This is a genomic window from Saccharophagus sp. K07, assembly GCF_014336955.1.
Classification (GTDB): Bacteria; Pseudomonadota; Gammaproteobacteria; order Pseudomonadales; family Cellvibrionaceae; genus UBA5868.
This window is the reverse complement of the sequence record NZ_QRAI01000001.1, coordinates 400,377-420,820: the sequence shown is the minus strand read 5'-3', so window position 1 is coordinate 420,820 and position 20,444 is coordinate 400,377. Positions and strand designations below refer to the sequence as shown.

General features: G+C 50.2%; 20 protein-coding genes. 5 read left to right on the top strand and 15 right to left on the bottom strand.

Translation table 11 applies throughout. The features are described 5' to 3' along the window. Positions 1-139: 139 nt before the first annotated feature. Complete coding sequence (locus DWB84_RS01755) at positions 140-2,281, bottom strand: winged helix-turn-helix domain-containing protein (protein WP_187408040.1); 2,142 nt, start codon at positions 2,279-2,281, stop codon at positions 140-142. A gap of 311 nt (positions 2,282-2,592) precedes the next feature. Between DWB84_RS01755 and DWB84_RS01750 the strand changes: the two genes are divergently transcribed. Both DWB84_RS01750 and DWB84_RS01745 read left to right on the top strand, forming a co-directional pair. Then, positions 2,593-3,132, top strand: a complete 540-nt coding sequence (locus DWB84_RS01750; protein WP_187408039.1) for a hypothetical protein — start codon at positions 2,593-2,595, stop codon at positions 3,130-3,132. Positions 3,133-3,392: 260 nt separating this feature from the next. Further along, positions 3,393-4,031: a DUF4142 domain-containing protein gene (locus DWB84_RS01745; protein WP_187408038.1), complete on the top strand. Its 639-nt coding sequence runs from the start codon at positions 3,393-3,395 to the stop codon at positions 4,029-4,031. Between the two features lie 205 nt (positions 4,032-4,236). Here the strand turns inward: DWB84_RS01745 and DWB84_RS01740 are convergent, their stop codons facing one another. Further along, positions 4,237-5,502, bottom strand: a complete 1,266-nt coding sequence (locus tag DWB84_RS01740; RefSeq protein WP_187408037.1) for a glycosyl hydrolase 53 family protein — start codon at positions 5,500-5,502, stop codon at positions 4,237-4,239. Between the two features lie 211 nt (positions 5,503-5,713). Here DWB84_RS01740 and DWB84_RS01735 point away from each other — a divergent pair, with 211 nt between their 5' ends. After that, positions 5,714-7,285: a glycoside hydrolase family 43 protein gene (locus DWB84_RS01735; protein WP_187408036.1), complete on the top strand. Its 1,572-nt coding sequence runs from the start codon at positions 5,714-5,716 to the stop codon at positions 7,283-7,285. A 43-nt stretch (positions 7,286-7,328) separates the two neighbouring features. Here DWB84_RS01735 and DWB84_RS01730 read toward each other — a convergent pair whose 3' ends face one another. The 12 genes from DWB84_RS01730 to DWB84_RS01675 all read right to left on the bottom strand — a co-directional run bounded on the left by DWB84_RS01730 (position 7,329) and on the right by DWB84_RS01675 (position 15,257). Continuing rightward, a complete protein-coding gene (locus tag DWB84_RS01730) occupies positions 7,329-7,787 on the bottom strand; it encodes an SRPBCC domain-containing protein (RefSeq protein ID WP_187408035.1) in 459 nt (152 codons plus the stop codon). Further along, entirely contained in the window at positions 7,784-8,113 is a 330-nt protein-coding gene (locus tag DWB84_RS01725) for a helix-turn-helix transcriptional regulator (protein ID WP_187408034.1), read from the bottom strand. The genes DWB84_RS01730 and DWB84_RS01725 overlap by 4 nt, the downstream gene beginning before the upstream one ends. A 104-nt stretch (positions 8,114-8,217) precedes the next feature. Then, on the bottom strand, positions 8,218-8,709 hold the full coding sequence (locus DWB84_RS01720; RefSeq protein WP_187408033.1) for a hypothetical protein: 492 nt from the start codon (positions 8,707-8,709) through the stop codon (positions 8,218-8,220). After that, positions 8,706-9,083, bottom strand: coding sequence for a hypothetical protein (locus tag DWB84_RS01715; protein ID WP_187408032.1), 378 nt, complete (start codon positions 9,081-9,083; stop codon positions 8,706-8,708). The genes DWB84_RS01720 and DWB84_RS01715 overlap by 4 nt, the downstream gene beginning before the upstream one ends. Beyond that, positions 9,070-9,429: a hypothetical protein gene (locus DWB84_RS01710; protein ID WP_187408031.1), complete on the bottom strand. Its 360-nt coding sequence runs from the start codon at positions 9,427-9,429 to the stop codon at positions 9,070-9,072. Before DWB84_RS01710 ends, DWB84_RS01715 begins: the two co-directional genes overlap by 14 nt. After that, positions 9,422-10,036, bottom strand: a complete 615-nt coding sequence (locus DWB84_RS01705; RefSeq protein ID WP_222867979.1) for a nuclease-related domain-containing protein — start codon at positions 10,034-10,036, stop codon at positions 9,422-9,424. Before DWB84_RS01705 ends, DWB84_RS01710 begins: the two co-directional genes overlap by 8 nt. A gap of 131 nt (positions 10,037-10,167) precedes the next feature. Further along, a complete protein-coding gene (locus DWB84_RS01700; protein WP_187408030.1) occupies positions 10,168-10,371 on the bottom strand; it encodes a FecR/PupR family sigma factor regulator in 204 nt (67 codons plus the stop codon). Positions 10,372-10,620: 249 nt separating this feature from the next. Further along, positions 10,621-10,803: a hypothetical protein gene (locus tag DWB84_RS01695; protein ID WP_187408029.1), complete on the bottom strand. Its 183-nt coding sequence runs from the start codon at positions 10,801-10,803 to the stop codon at positions 10,621-10,623. Positions 10,804-10,805: 2 nt separating this feature from the next. After that, positions 10,806-11,894 (bottom strand): hypothetical protein, encoded by a 1,089-nt coding sequence (locus DWB84_RS01690; RefSeq protein ID WP_187408028.1) that lies wholly within the window; start codon positions 11,892-11,894, stop codon positions 10,806-10,808. A 20-nt stretch (positions 11,895-11,914) separates the two neighbouring features. After that, positions 11,915-13,267, bottom strand: coding sequence for a sigma 54-interacting transcriptional regulator (locus DWB84_RS01685; protein ID WP_187408027.1), 1,353 nt, complete (start codon positions 13,265-13,267; stop codon positions 11,915-11,917). A gap of 4 nt (positions 13,268-13,271) precedes the next feature. Further along, positions 13,272-13,829 (bottom strand): hypothetical protein, encoded by a 558-nt coding sequence (locus tag DWB84_RS01680; RefSeq protein WP_187408026.1) that lies wholly within the window; start codon positions 13,827-13,829, stop codon positions 13,272-13,274. Positions 13,830-13,832: 3 nt separating this feature from the next. Further along, entirely contained in the window at positions 13,833-15,257 is a 1,425-nt protein-coding gene (locus DWB84_RS01675) for an ATP-binding protein (RefSeq protein WP_187408025.1), read from the bottom strand. A gap of 328 nt (positions 15,258-15,585) precedes the next feature. On the opposite strand from DWB84_RS01675, the gene DWB84_RS01670 reads away from it, so the two are divergent. Both DWB84_RS01670 and DWB84_RS01665 read left to right on the top strand, forming a co-directional pair. Continuing rightward, a complete protein-coding gene (locus DWB84_RS01670) occupies positions 15,586-16,206 on the top strand; it encodes a BON domain-containing protein (protein WP_187408024.1) in 621 nt (206 codons plus the stop codon). 303 nt (positions 16,207-16,509) lie between these two features. Further along, entirely contained in the window at positions 16,510-16,662 is a 153-nt protein-coding gene (locus DWB84_RS01665; protein ID WP_187408023.1) for a hypothetical protein, read from the top strand. Between the two features lie 148 nt (positions 16,663-16,810). Here DWB84_RS01665 and uca read toward each other — a convergent pair whose 3' ends face one another. Next, positions 16,811-20,437, bottom strand: a complete 3,627-nt coding sequence (gene uca / locus DWB84_RS01660) for an urea carboxylase (RefSeq protein WP_187408022.1) — start codon at positions 20,435-20,437, stop codon at positions 16,811-16,813. Between the last annotated feature and the right edge of the window lie 7 nt (positions 20,438-20,444).

Below are 20,444 nucleotides of genomic sequence, written 5' to 3'. Positions count from 1 at the left end.
CTACTAGAATCCATGGATACGGATGATTGTCGTTCGAGCCAGAACTAAATCGACATGAATTTTTGCTTGGTCTGCAACAAGTCCAACCGACGCGTGAGGATCTGCAACCAATGCATGTGGAGCATAAAGCGAACGAGCTTTACTTTTCGTTCGCTTGCGCAGTCAGCTTAAGAATATTGGACTCGGGCAGAGTGCAATGACTGTGGAGAACACCTTTCTGTGGGTGGAAATCGTGGCTGATCACCTGTGTCCGAGTTCGCTGCATGGCATCTACAACCGTATCAGTTTTTAAATCCAATTTTTGTGGCGGAGATTCACGGCACGGCCCGCCAGACACGAAGAAGACTGCATCTTGGCTGATACGCAATAACTTGCTGTTTTCCGGCAAATTAACACTGATTCTTCGGGGATTTTGTTCGGTTTCGCTCAACAACCATAAACCGGGTTGACCTGTGTATTGGAAATAAATATTGCCGCGATATTCAAATGCGCTGCCGACTGAGCCAAACGTCAGTTGTCTTTCTGCTCCTTTTTCCAAATCATGGCGCCAGATATTCCGCACATCATTCAGCTGTTTAACCAGCCAGATGGAGCGATTCACCGAATCGTATCCAAGCGGCTCTGCCCTCTCAGCTTTTTCCAACAATTGAACGGGCGTACGGCTGCCAAGGTGATATTGCCAAATGGCTTTTCCTTGCCGATAAATCAGAAAATCCTGATCTGCTGGCCACAGAATTTTGCTCGGGCGTTTGGTAAAGCTAAACAATTGCTCTTCGGACTGACCATGCCAACGCCACAGCTGATAATTTCCGTTGCGACGAGAAAGAAAAACAATGTCGTTGCCATCGCTGGAAAATAATGGCGAATCATTAGCGTAATTGCCGGATGCCACTTTGCTTTCGCTTGCCAAAGCACCAGTTTTATCCAGGTAAAATTCCGCCCGCTCCTGCGCCGCGGAGAGCAAAATGGTTTCACCATCGTTGCTGTAGCGCGGTCTGGAAATAGATAAACCGGCGTTAGGCGGCAACACAACTGGCTCAACCTCGCCCGTTAAATACACGTTATAAAGTTTTTGGTTATCTGTTTCGCTTAACAAAATGCCACTGCCATCGGGAATCCAACTGATATCCACTCCACTGGTAGGCAGTGGCCAGCGGGCCAACACCTGATCGCGCGCATCGATAAATTCCAGTTGCGCAGATCCGCGACGCTGGCTCACCAAGGCGGAAATTTTGTTGCGCACGGCACTTTTTAGTGGAACAAAACCATCGCTCGGCGATGGATGCAAAGAAAGAGTTTGATCAGCAACCACATACCTGTACCGTTCGTTGACGGAATTGGGCCCCTGAGATGCGATAAATTCGATAGTGTTTTCATCCCACCAGGTCACACTCTCAACGACACCTTGCCACTGACTGAGCAGATTCTTCTCGATCAAGCGTTCACCGCGAAAATCCAGGGTGAAGATATGGAATGTGTAGAGATAGTTGGGCTTTTCGAAATAGGCCGGCGCCCAGGGTAGTCCTTCCGCGCGGCGAATCTCCGTTGCCACCAGATTGCGTCCGCTGGGTGACCACGCCAAATCGGCCCAGGAGCCGTCAACACTCGCTAGAAGCCAGTCGCGGCCGCGCTCATCGCGAATCATGATTTGGCTTTGCGAGCGCCCAGTGACATTGCCGATATCCTTCACATAAGCAATTCGCCTTCCGTCCGGATGCGGTTCTGCCCCTCGCTCATGTCCCGTCTCATTGGTCACACCCATGATGCCCTTAAACGCAGTGACGTGATGACGCTCAATATCGCTGATGGATTGCTCAGGGCCGTTCTGTTGCCTAAAGGTGAAAAAGAGTACTGCCGCCACAAGCCCCAGCAATAAAACGGCCCCTGCTCCCACCAGCCCTGTGCGCACTCGGGGGTTCGTTTTATTGGAGGATGAGGATGAGCTTGAGCTGTCTTGCTGACTTACCGGCTCCTCCGGCTCCAATGGCGTAACGGGCAGGAGCAGTTGGTAACCCCGCTTGGAGAAATGCGCGATACATTCTTTGTCCCCTGCCAGCTCAGCAAAGGCATTGCGCAATGCGTTGATGCTCTTTTGCACTGAAGCATGCGTGACCACCCGGCCCTTCCACACATGGTCCAACAACTCTTCATTGCTGACCACCCGATCCCGGTGCTGGGCCAAATAACACAGCACAGCCATGACCTTGGGCTGCAGCGTCAGCGAGCGGCCCTGAGAAGAGAGCTTGTTGTGTTGAGGCGACACTAAAAGGTCGCCCAGCATGAACCGGTTTCTTTCTGCGTCTGTCACTGCCGGAACACCTATTCTCTTTATGATTATTTTTCCCTCGGATTACCGTTTACCGAGTAGTGTCCATTCTGCCGGACCGGGAGCTGAAGATACAAGCAACAGCTGTGCAAACCCTATTTTTAACCCGTTGATTTTTAATGGGTTTTATTTGGTAAGAGAAAGGTAAGTCACAGGTTAACGGACCGTCAGGGAAAGCGGATCGGGTTGCCGTATATTGGGTACATGCCGTAGCGACAAGAGCTGAGCGTACGGCGACTTACTGTAACGTCTTATAAGGAGGCGATATGAAAAAGATTCACTTTGCGACCCTGGCCACCTTCTTAGCTTGCTCGATCGGGGTCTCTGCGGCAGAAGCACCCAGGGCTTATATCAATGAAAATTTTGGCTTCAATGTTAAAGGTTATAACTACTCTCAATCGGAGTTTCCTTGTGATATCGACAAACATCTAGTGAAGTTGATGGTCGAGCAAGGCAAAAAAGAAGGCCTGGTACTAGAACCCGCCAAGACGGCAGACAAAATCCGCAATGGCGTTATTCCGGTTATTGCAATTGACGTAGAACAGTTGGTACTGGACAACAAGCGCTCCTTTGGTGACAACACCAACTCTCCGCTGCCCAAAGTCCAAGTCACCGCTGCAGTGATCAAGGGAAACGACCTCACCACCGCCAAGCACACCTGCGCTATAGCAACCCTTAATCAGCTAACCCCGTCCAGCAATGTGCTCGATCTCGGCACTGTCTCAACGGTTTGCTCCGCAACCCGCAAATGCCTGAAAGATTTGAGTAAAGACATTGTGGAATGGGCTGCTCCACAACTGAATTGAGCCCGCTTACTCAGGGACGAGTTTTTTTATCGGCTCAACTTTATGTTAAGGCCCGCCCCGTGCGTCTTTAGCAGAAGTTACAACGAAGCCACTCAGTTCTCTACAATCATTTGTAATTACCCTGTTTTTAAAATTCCTCTAAGTCATTGCTATTCAATCAGATTCGCCTTCTGGCAAACGAATTGCTAAAACCCCTTGCCATCTCATCAAGCAAGCGTGCTGCTTTTGACCTTTATTTTTCATTTACTGAGGCGAACAAAATGACTTCCATGAAAAAATTTTTTCTTGCTGTGTTTTTAGCAGGCACTATTCCTGGCACCGCACTTATGGCGGCCGATAAAGATAAAATAGATCCAAAAGACTTTGTGGAAGAAGCTTCCGCTAAAGGATTGGCGGAAATTGAGACGGGGCAACTAGCGCTACAGAAAAGCCAGTCGCCGGAGGTGCGCGAATTTGCCCAATCGATGATCGAAGACCATAAAAAAGCGAATCAAGAATTGGCTGCCTTAGCGCAAAAAAAGAATTTAAAAATCGCGAAAGATGCTGAATTGATGAACCAAGCCAAGGCGCTTGTTCTCAAACAGCGTGATGGTCAATCCTTCGACGAGGCTTATGCCAACAACCAGGTTGCCGCTCATAAACAAACCCTGAGCTTGTTTCAAAAAGCTGCCAACAGCGACGACGCAGAAATAAAAGCCTTTACTCAAAAAACACTGCCAAAGCTGCAACATCACTTGCAAAAAGCCGTAAATCTGCAAGCGGCAGTTGGAGCAAAAGACAAGGAGGCTGTTTCGCAAAATCGGGACTTAAACGATGAAGTCCCTGAATCCAATATTGGCACGGATACCGAAGAGCGAGCGCGAGAGCGATCGCTGTCTGACTCGGCAGATGATCAATAGGAGCTTATCCGGCGCTTGAGATTTTCAAGCGCCTTTTTCCTTTTCGACACATCCAAATATCTCTAACTTCCCTCGATTGAACGCCCCAATATCGCCCTCACCTAAATCCTCTCCAAGAGGGAGAGGAGTTGAAGCAGGAGGAGAAGATCGTGTCCTATCAAAACAAGCACCTGTAAACTCCCCCTCTTCTGGGTGAGGGCGAAAATTAAAACTGCGATCTTATTTGATCATACACCTGAAAACGCGCTGGAATTGCCGTATACACATTACCTGCGGACCAATTAAACAACGCCCCTCCCCAAGAACCGGATTCCGTCGGCTCCCAAACTATGGTTCCACGCCCGCGCCCATTGGGTAGAGCACGCATAATATCGTTCAACAAACGCGCTTCCGGATTGTATTCCACAACCAAAAAATCCAACTGCGGATAACGCGCCGCATAACGTTGAAAATAGTTCGACCAGTTGGAAACAGGTCCCTGAAACGCCGCATAGGCGGAAAAGCCTAAAATATCGAATTGCAGATTCTGCCGCAGTGCGCTGTCCACCCACCATTCCACGGTAGAAGGCTTGCCAGTGCTTTCAATATGCAGAACCGTTTCAATGGACGGATCAATCTGTTTTACTGCCGTTAATCCCGCGCGCAATAAACGCGCTAAATTCGGCCAGTTGTTGTCATTCGCCTGACCATTGAAGCCAGTATTAACCGAAGAATTATTGCCCCAACAATCCGTATTGTTGCTCGGAACATGAATCAACATTCCCGGCGTAATTTCGTTGCCCACTTGCACCATATCCGGCAGCGCATTAACCGCCTTTAAGGACTCCAATACATCACGTGTATACAGGCTTACATAATTTGCCAATTCATCGATATTGCGCGCGCCACGCCAGGATTCGGGAATAATTTGTTTGCCGGGATCAGCCCAGGTATCGCTGTAATGAAAATCCAATAACAGCCCCATGCCCGCTGCTTTGATTTTTTGCGCCGTGCTGACAATGTCTTCCTTGCCTAAAAATGGCTGGCTTTTGCCCGAGCAACCATTGGTATTGGCGGCATATCCATAGGGCGCCCATGGATCAACAAAAGTGCGCAGGCGAATAAAATTAACGCCGTGATTTTTCAACAACGCCAATAAATCCTTGGTGTTGCCATCGGTGTCTATATAGCGCGCGCCGCGCGCCAATTGTTCCGACCAGTAGGAAATATCCATCCCGATAATGTAATCGCCATTTTTATAGGCAACCCCTGACGAACTGGATGAGCTGCTCGAAGAACTGCTGGATGAAGATGACGAACTGCTGGAAGAAGAGGAGCTACTCGACGATGCAGAGCTAGAAGAAGAGGACGATGATGCAGAACCGGACGAAGAGGAAGAGGACGCCCCACCATTGCCGCCGCAGGCTACCAAGCCCATCAGCACTATTGCGATTCCCATCATTTTGCCAAGACTAAACTGTACGCCAGACATTTTGCCCCTCTTCTTATTCGTACTTGCCCCTAAACGCTAAAGCGTACCTGTTAACCGCATCACCGCCCGTGATACAGCTGGCAATTATGGGATCTGCCGTTGTGGTGGATTTATGTCCGAAGCACTTAAGGTGTAGGATTCTGCGGCTTGCGGTAAGAAGTGATCTCTAACCAACACCTATAACAAATCATCGCCCCAAGGAGGCCCCGCCATGCCCATCGTGCAAAACCCGGTTTTACGCGGCTTTTACCCTGACCCAAGCATTCTCAGAGTTGGAGATGATTATTACATTGCCACCTCCACCTTCGAATGGTTTCCCGGTGTGCAGATAGCCCACTCTCGCGATCTCGTCCATTGGCGCACCGCAGCCTATCCACTCACCCGCTACTCACAACTCGATCTGCGCGGCTGCCCAAATTCCGGCGGCGTTTGGGCGCCCTGCCTGAGCTATAACAATGGTCTGTTTTATCTCATCTACACCATCTCCCGCCGCTGGGCTGGCAGTTTTAAAGACGTACACAATTACTTGGTCACCGCATCACACATTGAAGGCCCCTGGTCGGAACCGATTTACCTCAACAGCTCCGGTTTCGATCCTTCGTTATTTCACGACGACGATGGCCGCAAATGGCTGCTGAATATGGTGTGGGACCACCGCCCTGGAAATAATGCTTTTGGCGGTATTTTGTTGCAGGAATATGACGAGCAGAAAAAATCTCTGGTCGGCCCGGTGACCAATATTTTTCGCGGTACCGAATTAGGTTTGGTGGAAGGCCCGCATATTTATAAAAAAGACGGCTGGTATTACCTGCTTACCGCTGAGGGCGGCACTTTCACTACGCACGCGGCAACCGTTGCGCGCGCCCAAAACATTACCGGCCCTTACGAAGTTATGCCGAATAATCCGCTGATCAGCAGCAACCAAAACCCTCAACTGCGCTTGCAATCCGCCGGCCATGGCAGTTTTGTGCAAAACGCCGATGGCAGTTGGTTACTCGCCCATTTATGCCGTCGTCGTTTAGCCAATGGTCGCTCGATTCTCGGGCGGGAAACATCGCTGCAGCCGATTGTTTGGCAAGACGGCTGGCCGCGCCTGGCGAGCAGCAGCCAGGAGCCTGCGGATGAAGTACAAGTACCGGATTTACCGCCCCGCCCCTGGCCCAAAGCACCCGAACGCGAAACCTTCGACACAGACAAATTGCCCATTCACTGGATGGCCCCGCGCGTACGCATCGATGACATCAGCAGCCTGAGCGCCCGCAAAGGCTATTTGCGATTATTTGGCCGCGAGAGCATTACCTCATTATTCGAACAAAGCCTGATTGCGCGACGGCAACAAGATTTCCATATCGAAGCCTCCACCTGCGTGGAATTTCATCCGGAGAATTTCCAGCAAATGGCGGGGCTCGTCGCCTTTTACAACACCGACAGTTTTTATTATCTGTATTTAACTTGTGCGCCCCACTCCAAACGCTGTCTCGGTCTGATGAAATGCGAAAAAGGTGTAATCAGCTATCCCATCGAAAAAGAATATCCGCTCGATAAATGGGATGCTGTCTGTCTGAAACTCACCATCCTGGACGATCGCATTCGCTTTTATTATTCAGCTGATGAAAAAAATTGGACCGCCGTCAGTTGGGAACAAGATGCCTCTATTCTCAGCGATGAACACGCCATGCCCTGCGGATTTACGGGGAATTTTGTCGGTATGGCCTGCCAGGATTTATCAGGAACGAGAAAACCGGCGGATTTTAAATGGTTTGAATACAAAGAATTGGAATAGCAGAAGAAAGCGGCAGCCAGATCTGGTCTGCCGCAGGGTGAATTTAAATAAAATGCTGCGCAATATAGGCTTCCAAGCTTGCCAAATGCTGTTTGCCACCTTCGATTGCGCCATATTTTTCCACTACTTCGTCGCGCTCTTCCTTGGTTGGGAATAAAGAACGAATAGTAACCAGCGTGCCTTTTGCAGTTTGCATTAGAGTCACAGTGCACTCAAACCAGATGCGCGTGCCGTCGCCGTGGTCGTAGACAATTTTTTCCAGAGGAATAATTTCTTTAAATACGGAGTGATTGGGAAAACGAGTGCCGTCCGGCGCAACCATATCAAATGTCCAGGTGCCGCCGACGGAAAAACTCATCACCACATTTTCATTTTTAAAACCGTCTGGTCCCCACCAGTTGTTCACATGGTTTGGATCCGACATAGCTTTCCAAACCAATTCCCGAGAAAAGGGAATTTCCCTCTGCACAATCACTTCGCGTTCTTGCTCGCTCTGACTCATGGCTTTTTCTCCTGCTCTGCCAATGTATGTAGATAATTTTCCAGCCGATCCAAACGGTCTTCCCAGATTTTTCGCTGGTTCTCGATCCAGTCCGCCGCCATCTCCAATGGCGCCGTTTCCAATTTGCAAGGCCGCCACTGCGCATCTTTGCCTCGACTGATCAGCCCCGCCCGCTCCAGCATTTTCAAATGCTTGGTCACCGCTGGCAGGGACATCTCCAAAGGCTCCGCCAACTCCCCCACAGTCGCCTCCCCCCTTCCCAACCGAGCCAACATAGCCCGCCGCGCCGGATGAGCCAGAGCGGTGAAGACGGAATCGAGTTGCATATCGTATTTAACCATTTGGTTAAATTAGGCTTGTGGAGAGGGTTCGTCAAGCGTTTTTTTGTTCTGTAGGAGCTTTCCAATAGGGAATGAGATATAAGATATGACTAAAAAGCAGCCTTTGCCGCCTCAAGAGCGTGCCATATCCGCAGCACATCCCCTTCGGCTCGATGAATTTTATAACGGCCAGAAGCAGCCAATTCAGTCGCCGCGCTCCGATAAATATCCGTTTCCTCGGAGGAAAGAAGATCAAATATAGAAGCAACTCGAAAATGCATGGGCAATTTCACTGAGAAAAACATGGTTTTTAACCAATCCTCATCCCAAAAAACAGCATCACTATAAAAAACCCCACCGACCGCTTCCGCTAAATCATTCAACTCCAGCGCAACCAGCTCCGCAGCCGTTCCTTTTTGCTCAAGCACCTCGCGAGATATTCCATGCATTTCCTCTGCTGTTTCACTCCAATAATCCCAACCCTTCTCCGGTTTAATCAACCAAGATCGAACCTCATTGCCAACAAGTACAGCAATTTCTATCGGGTATGAATCGAAGTGAAGGCCGCTGGCTTCTATGTCGAGAATGGGGATCGGGTTCATAAGAAAAACATAAAATCGCGAGGAGCGAAGATATTACGACGCTGGAAGATAGGAGAGCCGTCTTCATTTTCCCAAAAGACTCGGCTCTCAGGGCTTATTACTGAAAAATGGGCAGGAGACGAAGGTACCTTTTCGCACCAATCAGGTACCTGCTCGTTGGAGTTTTTTGGAGGCGCATTCCAAATCTCTACCATCCGCTCAATCAAGCAGGCTTTCAACGCAAGGCGCAGAGCGTCATTATCATTTGGCTTTTTAGCAGAAGACAAAGGCCAACCCCGTCTCCAAACGTATTGAACGAGATCTAAAAACTGAATTTCCTCATGGGCAACCAGCGCATCCACCATGCGATCCAGAGTGGTATCAAGATTTTCCATGCACCCGCTCCCAAATCAGATCAAACCGGGATTGAAATTTCGCATCCTCAATACTCGGAACAAATGGGCGGAATTTCGATACTTTGGCAAACACGTCTTGTTTTGACAGGCTCGGAATTTCCTTCAGGAAATGAATAGCGTCATTAATATCGCGCTCACCACGAAAAGCCGTTATTTTGTGTGCCAGCATCTCATGCCAATCAGCAGCTTTCAGGACGAGATGAGAATGGTTAAAAACGATGGTATTTGAAGTAGATTGAAGACCAATAAAGCTAACACTGTCGTTAAACCATTTATCTCTCGGTCCATGCTCCAATCCAAACTCCTGCCCAACTTCGTCAACCAATTGCTTCAGCAGTTTGGTGACATGAGGATTGTTGGGAAGGACAGTGACATTTGACCGTAAACATATTCCATAAACGAGACTGAAAAACTTCGGGGTCTACCGACTCCGTCATTTCGTCACGACAAATCACCCGATTGGAAGGAATCACCTCTCGCAGATCAGTGCTATCGAATTGTTGGCGAGTAATATTGCTCAACACCACTCCATGACCAAAAGGCATGATGAGCTTGCCTTTAAATGCATGATCAGGTGGGTACACCAATTGCGGGTCGCGTTCCAGGCATTTCACTACCGCGTGGCAATACTGACGAGCTTGTTCGAGAGGATTGGAATCATGCTTGACGCCTTGGGCAGTCAGCAAGGTAGCCGAGGCTTTATCAATCGTCTGAATGGTATCCAGCCGCCAGTCCTTAACCTCCAAAATCAAAATCCCACGCCGAGGGTGGAGAATAATGAAATCCGGATGCAGCCCTTTTGGGCCTACTGGCACGTCATACCAGCATAGGTAGTCGTCTTCCAGGAATTGCTCCAGGCGCTGGGCAAAGCGCCGTTCGCCAGGAGTCATACGAGATAGGCAAGAATTGATGGCAGGTATCAAAGCGGCCATGACCGTTCCCTCGAATTCTGATGTGTGGAGTATTGTCGACAATCAGATTTCGATCAAACACTGGCCAACTCTGATAACCCTTTTTGCGTCAAACAGGATAGGCAATAACTTTTTCTTTTATCTAAACAACATCAACCATATTCATATTTGGTCGCTCGCACCCAGGAAAAATCCGGGCGGACGCGGCCGTTTTCTTTTTCTACTACGGCAAATGCTTCGCCGTGGCGGGAATCCTCGTACAGCCATTCGAGAAATTCCGCTCGCTGATCGGGTGTACAGCTACTGGAGCGTATGCAGGCAAACCATTGTTCTGCTTCTCGCAACGGTATATTCATAAGCTTTCCCCTTCTGAATATTGGTGCAAAGGCTCTTCAGCAACGCTTGCGCCAATACCAAAAAATGCTGGAAAAATCCTTTCGTTTCAAAAAGATAGATCCGTCAGAATGGATTGTTGAGGCCGTTTCCGTTGCCCTGCCAAGGGGCCAACTCACTTCTTTTGCACGGATACAGGGCAGAACATTTATGAAAAAAGATTGATTAGGAAGAATTGCGCAGATTTAGCTCTAAAAAGAGCTAAATCCTTCTTATTTTGTCTTAGCGGAGCGGTTGGGCTCGGGAGAGGGTTTTCCTAGAATTTTGACTGGCACCGGCTCGTTGGAAGCTTCCATCCACTGGCCATTGCGCATTTGTCGCAACATGCGGTTCAGATTTCTGACGCTCTCGACATATTCGGCGGATTTATTCGCGGCACTGCTGGACTTGCTCATGTTTAACCCCCGGCTATCTGCACCATCAACGCCTGCCTGCGCGTCAACAGCTGATCAATCATTTCCTTAAATGGAATGATGAGATTGACGTAAGTATACACCTGTTTCTCGTCCACCAGGATATCGGGGCGATTGCAATGGATATTCAGGATGCCCCTCTCCGGGATGCGATCGTTGATGCGCACGGATAGCCAGCTGTTCAGACCTTTGTTGGCCTGCTCGTGGAAGTAGGTTTCCACCGCCCGTACCACACTCGGTGACACATCGCAGTTTTCTTCCACTATGCGGGCCATATCACGGCTGTCCGGAATCAGGCATGGCTCGTCGCGAAAGGCCGTCGGCGCCCCCGGAATATAACGCGTGCGCCCCGGTAAGGACGCATCCAACTCCGGGATGGGTAAAGCGATAGGTTCCAAACGGGCATCCGGATAGGTGGTCTCTTCGTCCTCATTAAGCGAGGAGAAAGACAATTTCAGCTCCAAATCCAAAACCCCCGCCAAACCATCGAGAGACCGGACATCCACAAATTTCAGCCGCCGGAGAACCGCGTCTTTTAATTCCGGCTCGGCCAGCAAATCCCGGCTTTTGCGGTAAAGCATGATGTTGGCGGAATAAACCGTATGGGTCGGGTAATTTTCGAAAGCGCTGATAATGGAACACAGGGCGCTGAGAGAAAGCCGAATGGCCTCCTCCACTTTTTCCAAGGCAATTTGCGGATCATTTTCCGTCGACTCCTGCAAATTGTGAAAATGCTCGGACAGAAATCGATAGGCCTTGCCGTACGCACCCAACATATTTTGCGGCGGCATAGTGCGCACGGTTTCCATTAATTGCTGCTGCGCCAGATTCAATTTTTGATTGTGCTGAATGCGCTCCACATTCAAGCGCCAATCGCGCAGCGTCCACATCACCAAAAATGCGGCGCAGGCGATGCAAAAATAGAGGGTGTATTCACTGCCGTCTTTGATTTCCGTGGCGTAAAGCGAGGATATGGCCCCCAAAATAACGCCCGACAACACCAAAAATGCGCCAAAACCGCTGTTTTTTACGGCGGCATCGAAAAGTCGGCACAACTTATCCCGCGAGGCCATATAAATTCCCTGGGTTGCGTTCAGTCGTTGACGAGACCGACTTTAAAGCGTTCCACATCAACACCGTGCCGCTGCACAATTTTGTAAAAGTCCGAACGATTGCGCCCGGCAAGACGGGCCGCTTCGGTGATACTGCCCTGCGTTGCGCGCAGCAGATCTTCAACGTATTTCCGCTCGAAATCTTTTTTCGCATCGGTGAGATTTTTGGTTTTGACCTGGTGGGAATAAGGCAGCGCATTTTCCACCAGGGTTTCCGGAATCACCATGCCGGGCGCGAGCGCCACCACTTGCTCTATGACGTTTTCCAACTGGCGGATATTGCCCGGCCAATGGTAGGCCAGCAGCGCACTCAGCGCTCTGGGAGCTAGGCTTTTGGGGGCCGTACCTGTGCGCTCGGCAATGGCGCGCAAGAAATGTTTTGCCAGCAGCGGAATATCTTCTTTGCGTTCGCGCAAACTGGGCAGGGCCAGATTGACCACGTTGAGGCGATAGTAAAGGTCTTCGCGGAATTGCTGGTTCTGAATGGCTTCCAGCAGGTTGCGGTGAGTCGCGGAGAGAATGCGCACATTGATGGGTCGATCCTTAGTGCCGCCCACCGGGCGCACGACTTTTTCCTGCAACACGCGCAACAGTTTGGCTTGCAGCGGCAGCGGCATATCACCGACTTCGTCGAGAAATACCACACCGCCTTCTGCCGCCACAAAAAGACCTTCGTGATCGCGGCTGGCACCGGTAAATGCACCTTTTAAATGACCAAACAATTCGGACTCCAGCATTTCGCTGGGAATCGCGCTGCAGTTGATCGCCACAAATGGCTTATCTGAACGACGGCTCTGTTGATGCAGTGTGCGCGCCAGCACTTCTTTACCGGTACCACTTTCACCGCTGATCAACACGTTGACATCACTGGCAGCCAGCAGATGCGCCTGCTCCAACAGCTGGTACATCTTCGAACTGCAGGTATTGAAATTCTGCGCCCAGGATTGTTTATCCCGCGGCGTTTCCGGCTGATGACTCACCGCCTGATTCAGCGTGGTCACCAGCTCGTCTTTGTCGACCGGCTTGGTCAAAAACGAAAACACGCCTTTTTGCGTGGCTTCCACGGCTTCCCGAATGGAACCGTGGGCGGTAATGATGATGACTGGCAGAGTCGGCCAATCGGTATGGATTTTTTCGAACAGCGCCAGCCCGCCCATCTCCTCCATGCGCAAGTCGGTGATGACCACATCCGGCAATTCCTGGCGAATCAACTCCAAGGCCTCGACACCACTGTTGGCACTGCGGGTGGTGTAATTGAGAGCCCCCAAGCGCATCGCCAGCAACTGCAACATGCCAGCGTCGTCGTCGACTAATAAAACATTGGCTCGGCTCATAAAATCACGGGGTATTGTTGACGGTTTGCTGCTCAATTTGTGCCTCTATCTCACTGAGTCCCTGAATGGTTTTTTCGTGCTCCTGCTGTAAATTGGCGAATTCCTGTTTTAAGTCCGTGTGCGCTTTTTCCAGATCGACATAGACTTTTTCCACCGATGCGTACGCCCTTTGACCAGCGATGATCAAATCAAAAAACGCCGCGTACTCCTCCGGCCAAGTGCCGGCAGCCGTCAGTTCCGCCAGCAACTGATTGAGAATTCCCGGGGTGCGTGCGGGCTTGCACGAAGCAAACAAGAGCGCATTGAGTTTATCCTCATCCACCCCATTGGTTGCCCCGCGCTCTTTGGAAATCATGATGCGATTCAGATATTCGTCCTGCTCGGCAGGTGGTTTGTTGCATAGCGTCAGCCGTTCCACCAACAACTGATTGACTGAGCGGCTAGGCTGCAACACGCCCTCGCGCACCTCCACCGGTTTGGGGGTAAACGCTGAATCAATAGGAAAAAGAGCAGTCGAGCAACCGCTGGTAATACTCAAAGCCAGCAATAACCAATATTTCATTTCTTATTTCTCTCTGCGAAGCGGGAAACGCGCAGTAAATTCACTTCCTTCTGCGCTGGAAGTCACTTCTATAGTGCCCTGCAGGTGGGCAACGCACTCCTGCACAATGGCCAACCCCAATCCGGTTCCTTTTAACGGACCGCGCCGGCGGGCTCTGCCCTGAAAAAACGGCTTAAAAATCTTTTCGCGCTCCTCCGGGGTCATGCCGGGACCGTTGTCCGTCACCTTCAGCCACCAGCTATCTGACTCCTGCCCCCAGGTGACCGCCACTCTACCGGATTCCGGAGTAAAGTCGTGTGCGTTGGACATTAAATTACTGAGAATCATTTCCAATGCCTGTGGATCACTCCGGATGATGTTGGGTTTCCCGGATATGGACCATTCGCAGCGACTCGATGGGCGGGAGTCCATCAATTTGGTGCGAATTCTATTGCACAAGGCTGCCAGATCAACGTTTGCGTCGGCGTTAAGCATGCCATGTGCCACTGCGTTGTAGTTCAACAATTGCTGAATCAACACATGCAGGTTATCCGCATTGCTCATCAAAATGGACACAACCTGCTGTTGCGCAGTGTTCGCCGGCCCAGGCACCTCGTCGCGTAACAACGCGCCCGCTTCCACGATTGCGGCCAACGGCGTCTTGAGCTCATGGGTCATATGACGCAAAAACGCCTGCTTCTGCTTCTCTGTGGCATCCAAACGATGACGCATCCACTCCAGGTTTGCGCCAAGAGACCGCAAATCCGCCGGCCCACTGATCTGGATCGGCTCATCCCAATGACCCAACCCCAAACGCCGTATCGCGTATGCCAACCTTCTCACCGGACGAGTCACAGCGACAGATGACAACACGACCAACAACAAAGTGCCCGGCAGGGCGAAAACTCCGATCAACAAAAGGTGCCGCATGATTTGCTCAAACTGCAGGTCGCTCTCATCCAGCATCTCCTGCACCCTTTGATCAACCTCATCGCTCAGCTGGCGAGCCAAAGCGTTGGCCTGCTGAAAATTGGCCGAGATCGATTCCTGCGCAATAAGCTCCGGTGCAGTCTGACTCAGCTCCTGCGCAATTACTTTGATCACTTCCTGCAACAAGGCCGCAGACTGACTTTGCGGCAGATCTGCGCCAAGCTGATTAAGTACTGGCAACACCACCTCTATATGCTGCTGGAAAATTTCCAAAAAACGAGGCGTACGCAACAGCAAATACTGGCGGGCCGAGCGTTCGATACTGCTGATCTGTTTGCTGATTTGCGAATCCATCTCATTTAGGCGGCCAACAGAAGCCACCATCTCCCTCTGGCTTTGCGCCTGCAACATCAGATATTGCGCGGCGTAGAGCACCGCAATCACGAGCGGCAAAATCGCCAATAATGTCGCCAATATCCACTGACGGGTCAGCGTCAGACGGTTTAAGAGTCGAAACATCTTAGGAATTCCACTTCGAATGTTGCAAAATTGCAACAAAACAGACCTTTGATTTTAAAGGATTTTTTATGAAAACAATAAAACCGCGTTGCTTTTTACCAACAAAACGAGGGGTTCAAACAGGTCCAATCACCCCTGGGACTTGTTGAAAAGTTTATAACATGTTGATGTAAAAAGATTTTTTAATTTTTGGCATGAAAGCCGCTAAAGGCCAAGTCGCCATGTATGATCGAGGCGAGTCTTAAAAGCTCAAACCTTGATTACGGTCGGTCCGGCTAAGAACGGGCAGTTTTAACCTAAATGTTTTGGAACTCAACCCCGGCGTGCAATGAAAAATAAAAAACTCAGTATTTTTTCCATTGCCTGCTTATGTGCTATCGCATTGCAGAGTCTTGCGAGCGCAGCCTGGGCAAATGATTTGCAAAGCTGGCAGAAAGGAGTGATTGAAGGCGCATTTATTTTTAGCCCTTATCTTCGCTCCAAAGATATTCGAGTTGAGATTCAAAACAATTTCGCGATCCTAAAGGGATATGTGGATTCTGAAACGAGCAAAGCTTTAGCCGAACAGTTTGCTCTAAGTGTTAAAGGCATTAATAAGGTTGTTAACCGATTAATAGTGGCGCCGGAACAGTGGGAATCTTCGGTGCAATCGGTGGAGTTACAAAAAGATAATCAAAATCGTCTTTCGAATGTGACTATCACCAACAAAGTGCGTTCGCAATTGTTGGCTAACAGAATCACGAGCGGAATTGAAATCGACGTGGAAACCCGCAATCAAGTTGTCACACTGAGCGGTTCCGTCAATTCCGAGGCAGAAAAAATACTGATGTATTGGCTGGTCAAGAATACCCAAGGCGTGAAACAGGTTGTGGACAAACTGGAAATTGTCCCAGAGTCCTCGCAACACGCTGTGGTTCAGCTGACCGAGCAACTCGATCACAGAGAATAAAAGCTTACGTCGACCGCAAAAGGAGATGCGGTCATCTGCCGGACAGTATGTCGGCGGAGCCCAGAAAGCAGTGAGTTGTCGCTTTCTGTTCGCACCAATACAAGGTCGTCTAGTGCGGACGCTCTCATAATCAATCGGTTTGCCAGCAATATGCGGGGCAGAATCTGTTTGAGGCAGGGTCACCTGACGCACAACCGTCAGCTACAGCGCAATCATTTTGCTCTGGCGTCATGTGAAACTCCTCAAGTCCAACAGCCTGCTCCGCTATTGCTGGATTTTTTCGGGACCATTTAGGAGTTGGCCATGTTTCGTCGAAAAGAATTGTTATTTATCGTTCTGGTTCAGGCGGCAATTACGTTGATTTTGAGTTCTGTTACACCTAATCGCGGAATCGTGCACCCGCTTGTTGATCAGCACAACTCTTCACAATCTTTTGCGCATCACCCGGGTTATTGAGTTCTACTCGAGTAATTATCCCCCGTTATATTACTCTTCTCCTCTGCAATATCCTCAAATTCGCCATAATCAAAACTGAATGTATGATCGAGGTTTCCATCAAATGAAGGAAAACCCCAATAGGTTTTGTAATTTAAGCCCACTTGTCTTACGCCATTTCCAATACAGCTATCGCCTGCCCTGCAGCTACTGACTGTCCTTGTTGTCGTTTAACCGCTTTGACGATACCCGACTCGGGTGACGGAATTTCAATTTCCATTTTCATGGATTCTAGAACACACACTATATCGCCAGCCGAAATCTTATCGCCGGGTTTGACCAGCACTTGCCAGATATTCCCGGCCACGGGGCTTTCCACGGCTATAGCGCCCTGTTCGAGTTCCCCATGTTCTGCAGCATCCTCGTCGGCGCTCTGGCTTTCGTAGTGCATTTGTCCAGATTCCACCCAGCGCTGCAATTCCTCTTCAAAAGCCACGTTGCGTGTTTTGACGAATGCGTCGATGGATTTCTGCTCACGCGCAAGAAATGCCTGGTATTCCTCTAGATCAAAATAGGTCTGCTCGATTTTTACGTGATGGCGACCGAGAGGAAAATCGCGGCGGATCTGCGCTAATTCTTCTGCGGACACTTCATAAAAACGGATCTGATCGAAAAAGCGCAGCAGCCAAGGCTTGGTGAATTCTTCGGTTTGGCGATAGCGATTCCACATTTGCAGAGTGCGGCCGACAAATTGATAACCCCCCGGCCCTTCCATGCCGTAAATACACATATAAGAACCACCGATGCCTACGGAGTTTTCCGCCGTCCAGGTGCGCGCCGGGTTGTATTTGGTTGTCACCAAACGATGGCGTGGATCAAGCGGTGTTGCAACGGGCGCGCCCAGATAAACATCGCCCAACCCCATCACCACATAGCTCGCATCAAAAACGATTTTTTTAACCTCTTCTATGGAGTCCAAGCCATTAATGCGACGAATAAATTCGATATTGCTCGGACACCAGGGCGCGTCTTTGCGCACCGACTGCCTATATTTTTCGATGGCCAAACGACAGGCTTGATCGTCCCAACTCAAGGGCAAATGCACAATGCGCGAAGGCACGCGAGTGGTTTTGATATTCTGCAATTCGTCTTCCGCGCGTTCGAGTAAATCGAGCAGTTCATTAAGCGGCAATAACAGCGGGTCGTAATGAATTTGCAGAGAACGAACTCCCGGGGTGAGATCGATAATCGCATCCTGCAACAGCCCGTTTTTCTTGCGCTGCTCTTGCAACCACAACATCAAAGTGTGCGCGCGGAAACGCAGCACCAGATCCAAGCGCAGAGAACCGTATTCCACCAGCAGATGACACTCACCTGATGGACGATAAACCACCGGCTCGTCTTCGGGATTTTTTTGCAGTGTTCGCAAAATCGGCGATTGCAGTTCTGCACGCGCAATCTCGCGATCCCAGGCGATTTTATTTTCCAACAACTGCAGAGCCTGTTGTCTCTCAGCCAAAAGCTGCGCGGCATCGTCAATGCTCACCGGAATAAACTGTATGGTATCGCCCGCACGCAATTGGCCGAGCTTCCACAAATCCGCTGCAATAACTGTGGCGGGACAGACAAATCCGCCGAGTGAAGGACCGTCCGGCCCGAGAATAACCGGCATATCGCCGGTAAAATCGATACTGCCGACTGCATAAGCGTTGTCGTGAATATTCGATGGATGCATTCCCGCTTCGCCGCCATCTGAACGCGCCCATTCCGGTTTTGGTCCGATCAAACGTACGCCGGTGCGACTGGAGTTGTAATGAACGCGCCAGTGGCTGGCAAAAAATGTGTCTATATCCTTTGGCGTAAAAAAGTCGGGCGCGCCGTGAGGGCCGTAAATCACGCGCAATTGCCAGTGATTGCTCAATTGCGGGTGCAATTGCTCCGGCAATTTTGTTATGGCCGCATCCTGCGCAAAATCGAAACTGAGTACATCGCCCGTGCGCAAGGCATTTCCGGTAATACCGCCGAATTGGCCAAGCGTAAAAGTTGATTTTGAGCCGAGGTAATTTTCACAGAGAATACCGCCGGAAAATAAACAATAAGCGCGCGAACCGACGCCTTTGATTTTGCCAATTTTTAACACTTGCCCCGGTTTTACGCTAAAAACTTCGTAAAAGGCGACCGGTTCGCCATCCAGGGAAGCTTCCATTTCCGCTCCGGTCAGAACCAAGCGCTGGTGGCTATTGAATTTTAATGTCGGACCGTTAAAGGTGATTTCCAAACCAGCAGCGTCTTCTGGGTTGCCGAGCAAGCGATTACCCAAACGAAATGCCAGATCGTCAAAAGGTCCAGACGGCGGCACACCAACATCCCAATAACCGCGTCGACCGGGATAATCCTGAATGGTGGTCAAAGTGCCCGGAGATAACACATCGCAACTTTGCGGCACATAAGAAAAATCATTCAAATAACGGGTATGAATTTCACCGCGCAGCAGCGCATCTGTTTTTAAAATGGCCCCTATATAAGCGCTGTTAGTGACAATTCCCTCCAGCACTGTTTTTTCCAGTGCTGCGTTCAAACGCTCTATGGCATTTTTGCGCGTATCCGCCCAAGCGATGATTTTTCCCAGCATTGGATCGTAAAGCGGCGAAATAACCGATCCTGAACCAACCCAATGATCCACACGAAGTTTTCCAGTCTCTGCTTCCGGCCAGCGCACCACATTGAGCGTGCCTGCCGAGGGCTGAAAATCGCGCGCGGGATTTTCCGCATAAATGCGCGCCTGAATAGCATGTCCCTTTGGCTGCAAGTTTTTGCGCACATGATTCAGAGGTTCCATTTCTCCCGCCGCCGTGCGGATCATCCATTCGACCAGATCCACGCCGTAAATCATTTCGGTTACGCCGTGTTCAACCTGCAGGCGGGTGTTGACTTCCAAAAAATAAAATTGATGGGTCACACTGTCATAGATAAATTCGACCGTCCCGGCGCTGCGGTAATGCACATAGGATGCAAGGCGACTGGCGCTGTCGTGCAATTGCTGGCGCACATGCGGTGGGATATTGGGCGCAGGTGCTTCTTCGATGACTTTTTGGTGGCGGCGCTGGGTGGAGCAGTCTCGATCACCGAGCACCACCACTTCGCCTTTGCCATCGCCAAATACCTGCACTTCGATATGGCGCGCGCGTTCGACGTATTTTTCTAAAAATACACCTTCGTTGGCGAAGTTATTTGCGCTTAGCCGTTTGATACCCTGCCAGGAAGCGCGCAACTGCTCGGGATTGCGGCAGATCTGCATACCAATACCGCCGCCACCCGCCGTGCTTTTCAACATCACCGGATAGCCAATTTTTTCCGCTTGTTCTGCGGCTTCATCGACGGAAGACAGCAGCGATGTTCCAGGCAACAGCGGCACACCGCACTCCTGTGCCAAACGACGCGCTTCGTGTTTTAAACCGAAGGCAATCATTTGTTCCGGGGTAGGCCCGATAAAGGCGATATTGTTTTCCGTCAAAGCGCGGCAAAAATCAGCATTTTCACTTAAGAAACCGTAGCCAGGGTGCACGGCTTGCGCACCGGATTTTTGCAAAATATCGAATAATTTTTGTTGATCCAAATAGGTCTGCGCGGCTATGCCCTCACCTAAGGACCAGGCTTCATCCGCAAGGGATACATGAAGGGAATCGACATCCGCCTCTGCATAAACCGCCACACTGGAGATGCCCATTTTTTTTAAGGTTTTGATAATCCGCACGGCTATAGCCCCGCGGTTGGCAATCATGACTTTATTAAACATAAGAGAT

Excerpts from the sequence above, each read along its gene's own strand:
- DWB84_RS01755 (WP_187408040.1), bottom strand. The coding sequence starts at position 2,281 with ATGCTGGGCGACCTTTTAGTGTCGCCTCAACACAACAAGCTCTCTTCT.
- DWB84_RS01750 (WP_187408039.1), top strand. The coding sequence starts at position 2,593 with ATGAAAAAGATTCACTTTGCGACCCTGGCCACCTTCTTAGCTTGCTCG.
- DWB84_RS01745 (WP_187408038.1), top strand. The coding sequence starts at position 3,393 with ATGACTTCCATGAAAAAATTTTTTCTTGCTGTGTTTTTAGCAGGCACT.
- DWB84_RS01740 (WP_187408037.1), bottom strand. The coding sequence starts at position 5,502 with ATGTCTGGCGTACAGTTTAGTCTTGGCAAAATGATGGGAATCGCAATA.
- DWB84_RS01735 (WP_187408036.1), top strand. The coding sequence starts at position 5,714 with ATGCCCATCGTGCAAAACCCGGTTTTACGCGGCTTTTACCCTGACCCA.
- DWB84_RS01730 (WP_187408035.1), bottom strand. The coding sequence starts at position 7,787 with ATGAGTCAGAGCGAGCAAGAACGCGAAGTGATTGTGCAGAGGGAAATT.
- DWB84_RS01725 (WP_187408034.1), bottom strand. The coding sequence starts at position 8,113 with ATGCAACTCGATTCCGTCTTCACCGCTCTGGCTCATCCGGCGCGGCGG.
- DWB84_RS01720 (WP_187408033.1), bottom strand. The coding sequence starts at position 8,709 with ATGAACCCGATCCCCATTCTCGACATAGAAGCCAGCGGCCTTCACTTC.
- DWB84_RS01715 (WP_187408032.1), bottom strand. The coding sequence starts at position 9,083 with ATGGAAAATCTTGATACCACTCTGGATCGCATGGTGGATGCGCTGGTT.
- DWB84_RS01705 (WP_222867979.1), bottom strand. The coding sequence starts at position 10,036 with ATGGCCGCTTTGATACCTGCCATCAATTCTTGCCTATCTCGTATGACT.
- DWB84_RS01700 (WP_187408030.1), bottom strand. The coding sequence starts at position 10,371 with ATGAATATACCGTTGCGAGAAGCAGAACAATGGTTTGCCTGCATACGC.
- DWB84_RS01695 (WP_187408029.1), bottom strand. The coding sequence starts at position 10,803 with ATGAGCAAGTCCAGCAGTGCCGCGAATAAATCCGCCGAATATGTCGAG.
- DWB84_RS01690 (WP_187408028.1), bottom strand. The coding sequence starts at position 11,894 with ATGGCCTCGCGGGATAAGTTGTGCCGACTTTTCGATGCCGCCGTAAAA.
- DWB84_RS01685 (WP_187408027.1), bottom strand. The coding sequence starts at position 13,267 with ATGAGCCGAGCCAATGTTTTATTAGTCGACGACGACGCTGGCATGTTG.
- DWB84_RS01680 (WP_187408026.1), bottom strand. The coding sequence starts at position 13,829 with ATGAAATATTGGTTATTGCTGGCTTTGAGTATTACCAGCGGTTGCTCG.
- DWB84_RS01675 (WP_187408025.1), bottom strand. The coding sequence starts at position 15,257 with ATGTTTCGACTCTTAAACCGTCTGACGCTGACCCGTCAGTGGATATTG.
- DWB84_RS01670 (WP_187408024.1), top strand. The coding sequence starts at position 15,586 with ATGAAAAATAAAAAACTCAGTATTTTTTCCATTGCCTGCTTATGTGCT.
- DWB84_RS01665 (WP_187408023.1), top strand. The coding sequence starts at position 16,510 with ATGTTTCGTCGAAAAGAATTGTTATTTATCGTTCTGGTTCAGGCGGCA.
- uca (WP_187408022.1), bottom strand. The coding sequence starts at position 20,437 with ATGTTTAATAAAGTCATGATTGCCAACCGCGGGGCTATAGCCGTGCGG.